4 protein-coding genes and 1 pseudogene are annotated in these 6,133 nt (G+C 66.2%); 3 read left to right on the top strand and 2 right to left on the bottom strand.

The window, feature by feature from the left end:
* From GYA94_RS23665 to GYA94_RS23655, 3 genes are all read left to right on the top strand, one after another.
* A partial coding sequence (locus GYA94_RS23665; protein WP_174824206.1) for an exonuclease SbcCD subunit D C-terminal domain-containing protein occupies positions 1 to 619 on the top strand: 619 nt, incomplete at its 5' end.
* On the top strand, positions 616 to 4,266 hold the full coding sequence (locus GYA94_RS23660; protein WP_161893207.1) for an AAA family ATPase: 3,651 nt from the start codon (positions 616 to 618) through the stop codon (positions 4,264 to 4,266). The genes GYA94_RS23665 and GYA94_RS23660, both read left to right, overlap by 4 nt.
* On the top strand, positions 4,263 to 4,856 hold the full coding sequence (locus GYA94_RS23655) for a glutathione S-transferase (RefSeq protein ID WP_110679560.1): 594 nt from the start codon (positions 4,263 to 4,265) through the stop codon (positions 4,854 to 4,856). The genes GYA94_RS23660 and GYA94_RS23655 overlap by 4 nt, the downstream gene beginning before the upstream one ends.
* 39 nt (positions 4,857 to 4,895) lie before the next feature.
* On the opposite strand, the gene GYA94_RS23650 is transcribed toward GYA94_RS23655, so the two are convergent.
* Positions 4,896 to 6,026, bottom strand: coding sequence for a lactonase family protein (locus GYA94_RS23650; protein ID WP_255326982.1), 1,131 nt, complete (start codon positions 6,024 to 6,026; stop codon positions 4,896 to 4,898).
* A pseudogene (locus GYA94_RS28795) lies at positions 5,992 to 6,133 on the bottom strand (DUF5629 family protein); the annotation flags it as partial. The gene GYA94_RS23650 and the pseudogene GYA94_RS28795, both read right to left, overlap by 35 nt.

The following is a 6,133-nucleotide window of genomic DNA, read 5'->3' as shown; positions in this document are numbered from 1 at the left end:
CAACGCCGAGGCGCTGCCGGCCAAGCTGTTCGACAAGGCCATCAGCTATGTCGCCCTCGGCCACCTGCACAAGCCACAGAAGGTCAACCGCGAAGAACGCATCCGCTACAGCGGCTCACCGATCCCACTGTCGTTCGCCGAAATCAATTACCCGCACCAGGTGCTGGAGGTGGAACTGGACGGCAGCGGCCTGGTCAGCGTCGAGCCGCGCCCGGTACCGCGCGCCGTGGCCCTGCAACGCATCGGCCCGGCACCGCTGGGTGAGCTGTTACAGCAAATGGCAGACCTGCCGGTAATCGACCTGCTGGAAGACCCCAATCGCCAACCCTGGCTGGAGGTGCGGGTCATTCTCGACGAGCCGCAACCGGACCTGCGCCAGCAGATCGAGACCGCGCTGGCGGGCAAGGCAGTGCGGCTGGTGCGCATCAGTGCCGAGTATGCTGGGCGCAACAGTAGCGAAGATGATGACCTGGCCTTTGTCGAACTGGCCCAGATGACCCCGCAAGACCTGTTCAGCCGGGCCTGGGAGCAAGCCTACGGCAGCGCTGTCGACGAGCAGGCGCTGGCCGACTTTGCCCAGCTGTTGCAGGACGTGCAGCAGGAAGAGGAGCAGCCATGAAGATTCTTGCCATCCGCCTGAAGAACCTGGCATCGCTGGCCGGCCCCGTCGACATCGACTTCACTGCCGAGCCCCTGGCCAGCGCCGGCCTGTTCGCCATTACCGGGCCCACCGGCGCCGGCAAGAGCACCCTGCTCGACGCCCTGTGCCTGGCCCTGTTCGGCACCGTGCCGCGGCTCAATGACATCGGTCGCGAAGCCAAGGTGCCGGATGCCGACGGCGACATCCCCACATCCGACCCGCGCAACCTGCTACGCCGTGGTACCGGCAGCGGCTTTGCCGAAGTCGATTTCGTCGGCGTCGACGGCCGCCGCTACCGTGCCCGCTGGGAAGCCAACCGCGCCCGCGACAAGGCCAACGGCAAGTTGCAGCACAGCCGCCAGAGCTTTTACGACCTGGACAGCGAGCAGGTCCTGGCCAGCGGCAAGAACGAATACAAACAGTTGGTCGAAGCCCGCCTGGGCCTGAACTTCGAGCAGTTCACCCGCGCGGTGATGCTGGCCCAGAGCGAGTTTGGCGCGTTTCTCAAGGCCGACGACAGAGAGCGCAGCGAACTGCTGGAAAAACTGACCAACACCGCCATCTACACCCGCCTGGGCCAGCGCGCGTTCAGCAAGGCCCGCGAGACCGGTGAGGTGCACAACGAACTGCTCGCGCGCGCCAGCCACCTGCTGCCGATGGACGCCGAAGCCCGCGCCCAGCTCGACCAGCAACTGGAGCAGGCGCAGCAGCACCTGAAGGCTGACCAGGCCGGTGAGCGCCAGCTGGAACAGCAACGCAACTGGCTGCACGAGCAAAACCGGCTGCAAGCCCAGCACGCCGAGGCGGTCCGCGCGCTGCAGGCCGCCGAGCAGGACTGGCAGCAGTTGGCCGAACCGCGCCTGGACCTGCTGCGCCTGGAGCGCCTGGCACCTCAGCGCCACCAGTTCCACCGCCAGCAGGCGCTGAACGCACAACTGGCCCCACTGGCGGCAAGAATTGCGCAGCAGCAACAGCAGCAGGACGAACTCCAGGCACGCGCAAATACCCTGGAGCAAGCACTGAACGCCGCACGCCAGGCGCTCGCCGACAGCCAGGCGCAACACGGCGAGAGTGCCCCACGCCTGCGCCAGGCCTTCGCCGCCCAGGACAACCTGGCGCGCCTGGACGAAGCGCTGGCCGCGCAACGCAGCAGCAGCAGCAGCCAACAGGCTGAACAACACGTCGCCGATGGCCAGCAGCAGTTGCAACAGCTGGAGGCCAACCAGCAGCGCAGCCTGCAGCAATTGGCGCAGATCGACAGTGCCCTTGCCGACAGCGAGCACCTGGCAGGCTTGGCCAGTGCGTGGCACGCCTACCTGCCGCAACTCAAACAGGTGATGCTGATTGGCGGCCGCCTGGCCAAGGGCCGCGAAGAGCTGCCCGGCCTGCAGGCCCAGGCCAGCCAGGCCAATGTGCAGTTGCAGGCCGAGCGAGACGCCTACGAGCTGCTGTTCCGCGAAGCCAAGGCCGAACCCCAGGCCCTGGCCGAGCAGATCGACCTGCTCGGCGGCATGCTGCAGGACAACCGCAAGCAGCAGCGCGCCGTTGAAGAAATGTCGCGCCTGCACGGCCGCGAACTGGAACTGCGCCAGCAACTGGACAGCGTTCGTGAACGCCAGCAACAGGCCATGCAGCAACGCCAGCAATTGATCAGCGAAGGCACCGCGGCGAAGGCCGAGCTGGAGGCGGCCGAACAGGCGCTCAACCTCACCCGCCAGTTGCTGGAGCGGCAACGCCTGGCGCGCACCACCAGCGTGGAGGCACTGCGCGACCAATTGCGCGATGGCGAACCTTGCCCAGTCTGCGGCAGTGCCGAACACCCGTTCCACCAGCCTGACGCACTGCTGCACAGCCTGGGTCGGCATGACCAGGCTGAAGAAGCTGCCGCGCAGCGACAGGTCGACACCCTCAACGCCAAGCTGGTCGAGCTGCGCACCCAATTGGGGGTGGTCAACGCCCAGCTCAAGGAGTTCCAGCAGCAACAGCAGCAACTGGGCGATCAGTTGCAACCGCTGGTGGCGCAAGTGCAGGCCCACAGCCTGTGGCCAGCTCTGGCCCCGCAGGATGACAAGGCCCGTAGCACCTGGCTGGCCAGCCAGCTGCAGCGCCTGGAGGCGGAAATTGCGCAGGACGAGAAACGCCAGAGCGCGCTGCTCACGCTGCAACGCGATGCTGCCCGCCTCACCCAGCAACTGCAGGCCGCCCAAGACGCTCAACAGCAGGCCCAGCGCCACCTCGAACAACAGCACCAGGCCCTGGCCAACGACGAGCAGCAGTTGCAGCAAGGCTTGCACGACCTGGCCGGGGTGCTGCCCGAGCAGGCCCTGAAGGCACTCGACGAAGACCCGGCCAATGCTTTCCTGGCCTTGGACCAGCAGATCGCCCAGCGCTTGCAGCAACTGGAACAGCGCAAGGACGAACTGGAAGAACAGCAGGCCCGGCAAACCCAACTCGACAAGCTGCGCGACCAGCACCAGGCCCGGGTGCAAGGCCTGCAGCAGTTGCAGCAACAACTTGCCGCCCTGGACGAGCAGCGCCAGCAGGCCCAGGCTGCCCTCGGCGAACTGCTCGGTGAACACGCCACTGCCGAAGCCTGGCAACAGCACATGGACGCCGCGCTGGACCAAGCCCGCGCCCTGGACGCCGACACCGCCCAGCGCCTGCAGGAACTGCGCACGCAAGCCGTGCAACTGGCCAGCGAGCTGAAGGCCGACGGCCAGCAGCAACAGGCGCTGGTTGCCGAATGCCAGCAGTTGCAGGGCCAGATTGCGCAGTGGCGCAGCCAGCACCCGGAGCTGGATGACGCCGGGCTGGACCGCCTGCTGGCCATGGAGGATGCGCAGGTCGCAGCATTGCGCCAGCGCTTGCAAAGCGCGGAAAAAGCTATCGAACAAAGCCGCGTATTGCTGCAGGAACGCGAACAGCGCCTGCAACAGCACGTGGCCGACATGAGCGTGGACACCACGGCCGAAGCCCTCGAGCAAGCCCTGCTGGAACTGCGCGAGCGCATGGCCAGCCACGAGCAGCAATGCGCCGAACTACGGGCGCAGCAGGCCGATGACCAGCGTCGCCAGCAGGCCCATCAGGCACTGGCAGCCGAGATTGAGCAAGCCCGCCAGCAGTGGCAGCGCTGGGCCCGCCTGAATGCCCTGATCGGCTCGGCCTCGGGCGATGTGTTCCGCAAGATCGCCCAGGGTTACAACCTTGACCTGCTGTTGCACCATGCCAACAGCCAACTGCGCCAACTGGCCCGCCGCTACCGCCTCAAGCGGGGCGGCAGCGCCCTGGGCCTGTTGGTCCTGGACACCGAAATGGGCGACGAGCTGCGCTCGGTGCACTCACTGTCCGGCGGCGAAACCTTCCTGGTGTCGCTGGCGTTGGCCCTTGGCCTGGCTTCGATGGCTTCCAGCACCCTGCGCATCGAATCGCTGTTCATCGATGAAGGTTTCGGCAGCCTGGACCCCGAGTCGCTGCAGCTGGCCATGGATGCCCTGGACGGCTTGCAGGCACAGGGGCGCAAGGTGGCAGTGATTTCCCACGTGCAGGAAATGCACGAGCGCATCCCGGTGCAGATTCAGGTACGCCGCCAAGGCAATGGCCTGAGCGAAGTGCAGGTGTGCGGGTGATCCTGTACTCGTTCCGTCGCTGCCCGTGGGCCATGCGCGCGCGCCTGGCCCTGCGCTATGCGGGCTGTGAGGTCGAGGTATGCGAAGTGGCGCTGAAGAACAAGCCGGCAGAACTGCTGGCCTTGTCCCCCAAGGGCACGGTGCCGGTGCTGGACACCGGCAGCCAGGTGCTGGAAGAGAGCCTGGATATCATGCGCTGGGCGCTGGCGCAGAACGACCCGCAGGATTGGCAACTGCGCGCGAACCCCGCGGCGGCGCAGCAGGCGCATGCCCTGATCGCGCGTAATGACAGCACGTTCAAGTCGCAGGTGAACCTGTACAAGTATGCCGAGCGCTACCCGCAGCACCCTCGCGCGTACTACCGCCAGCAGGCCGAGGCCTGGCTGGCGGAGCTCGAAGGGTTGTTGGAGAGCCGGCCGTATCTGTTGGCTGACCTGCCGAGCATCGCCGACGCCGCCTTGCTGCCCCTGATGCGCCAGTTTGCCGGGGTGGAACCCCAGTGGTTCGCCGAGGCCGCTTATCCGCGGCTGCGGAGCTGGCTGGAGGGGTGGTTGGCGTCAGACCTGTTCCGCTCGATCATGGCCAGGTAGCTTCACGCGGCTCCCTGTAGGAGCGGCCTTGTGTTGATATCAGTCGATGAACTTCAAGTCCGAGGGTGCGTCCTGGGCCAGGATCTGCACCGTCTCGCCCAGCTTGCCAGTCTCGGCGTCACGGCGCATGACCACGATCTGGTTGCTCTTCTGGTTCGCCACCAGCAGGAAGCGGTTGCTGGGGTCCAGGGCAAACTCGCGAGGGTGGTCGCCTTCGACGGCGCGGCGCTGCACAAACGTCAGCTTGCCGTCGCCCTTGCCAACCGCAAACACCACGATTTCATTCGCTGTACCGCGATTGCTCACGTACAGGAAGCGCCCGTCGGCCGACAGGTGCAACCCGCCCGCCGCCTTGGCCGTCGACGCCGAGGCTTCGGTGAGTGCCAGGCGCTGACCCTCGGTCAGGCCCGCACCGTTGACATTGAACATCACCACTTCCCCGCTCATTTCCAACGTGAGGTAGGCATGCTGCCCCGTGGCATCGAACAGCAGGTGGCGTGGTCCGCTGCCTGGCGGCAACGCCACCGACGACGGCGTGGCCGGGCTCAACGGCTGGTCCGGGCTGGCGCCGTCGTAGCGGTAGATGAATACCTTGTCGGCACCGAGGTCGCTGGCGTACAGATATTGCCCATTGGGTGACGACACCAGTGAATGCACATGCCCCCCCGCCTGGCGCTCGCGGTTGACGCCACTGGGCCGGTGTTGCAATTGCTGCACGACCGGCTTGAGCTGACCGTCCCTGGCTACCGGCATCACTGCCAGGCTGCCGCCGGGGTCAGGGTTGACCGCGTAGTTGGCCACGAACAGGTAGCGCTGGTCATGGCTGAGGCTGGCATGGGTTGGCTCGTCGCCTTGGCTGGCCACTTGGTTGAGCGGCTTGATGTCGCCCTTCGCACTGACACTGAAACTGCTGGCATTGCCGCCCGGGGTTTCATTGACAGCGAACAGCAGGCGGCGGTCGGCCGACAGCACCAGCCACGACGGGCTGACACTTTTCACCACTTGCTGCGGGGTAGGGTCGATGTGGCCCCGTTGTTCGTCGAACTGGTAGCGGTAGATACCCTGGCTGGCACCATCGGTATAGCTGCCCACCAGCAGGGTCGCGGCGTGGGTCGGGATAGTCAGGCTCATCAGGCTAGCGGTCAGCAGGGTCGTCCAGGTGCGGTTCATCTTGGTCTTCATCCGGGGCGCGAAAGGCACTCATGCAGACTAGCCGATGCGCGCCATTGGCATCGTCCAGTTGCCACTCGTCACCCATGGCGGTCGCCGCGGCGACC

This window comes from Pseudomonas juntendi, assembly GCF_009932375.1.
In the GTDB taxonomy this organism is placed as follows: domain Bacteria; phylum Pseudomonadota; class Gammaproteobacteria; order Pseudomonadales; family Pseudomonadaceae; genus Aquipseudomonas; species Aquipseudomonas juntendi.
The sequence above is the reverse complement of the archived record's forward strand: the minus strand, read 5'-3'. Positions and strand labels throughout refer to the sequence as shown.

Bases quoted from the DNA above. Each gene is read 5' to 3' on its own strand.
- GYA94_RS23660 (WP_161893207.1), top strand. From the start codon at position 616: ATGAAGATTCTTGCCATCCGCCTGAAGAACCTGGCATCGCTGGCCGGC.
- GYA94_RS23650 (WP_255326982.1), bottom strand. From the start codon at position 6,026: ATGAACCGCACCTGGACGACCCTGCTGACCGCTAGCCTGATGAGCCTG.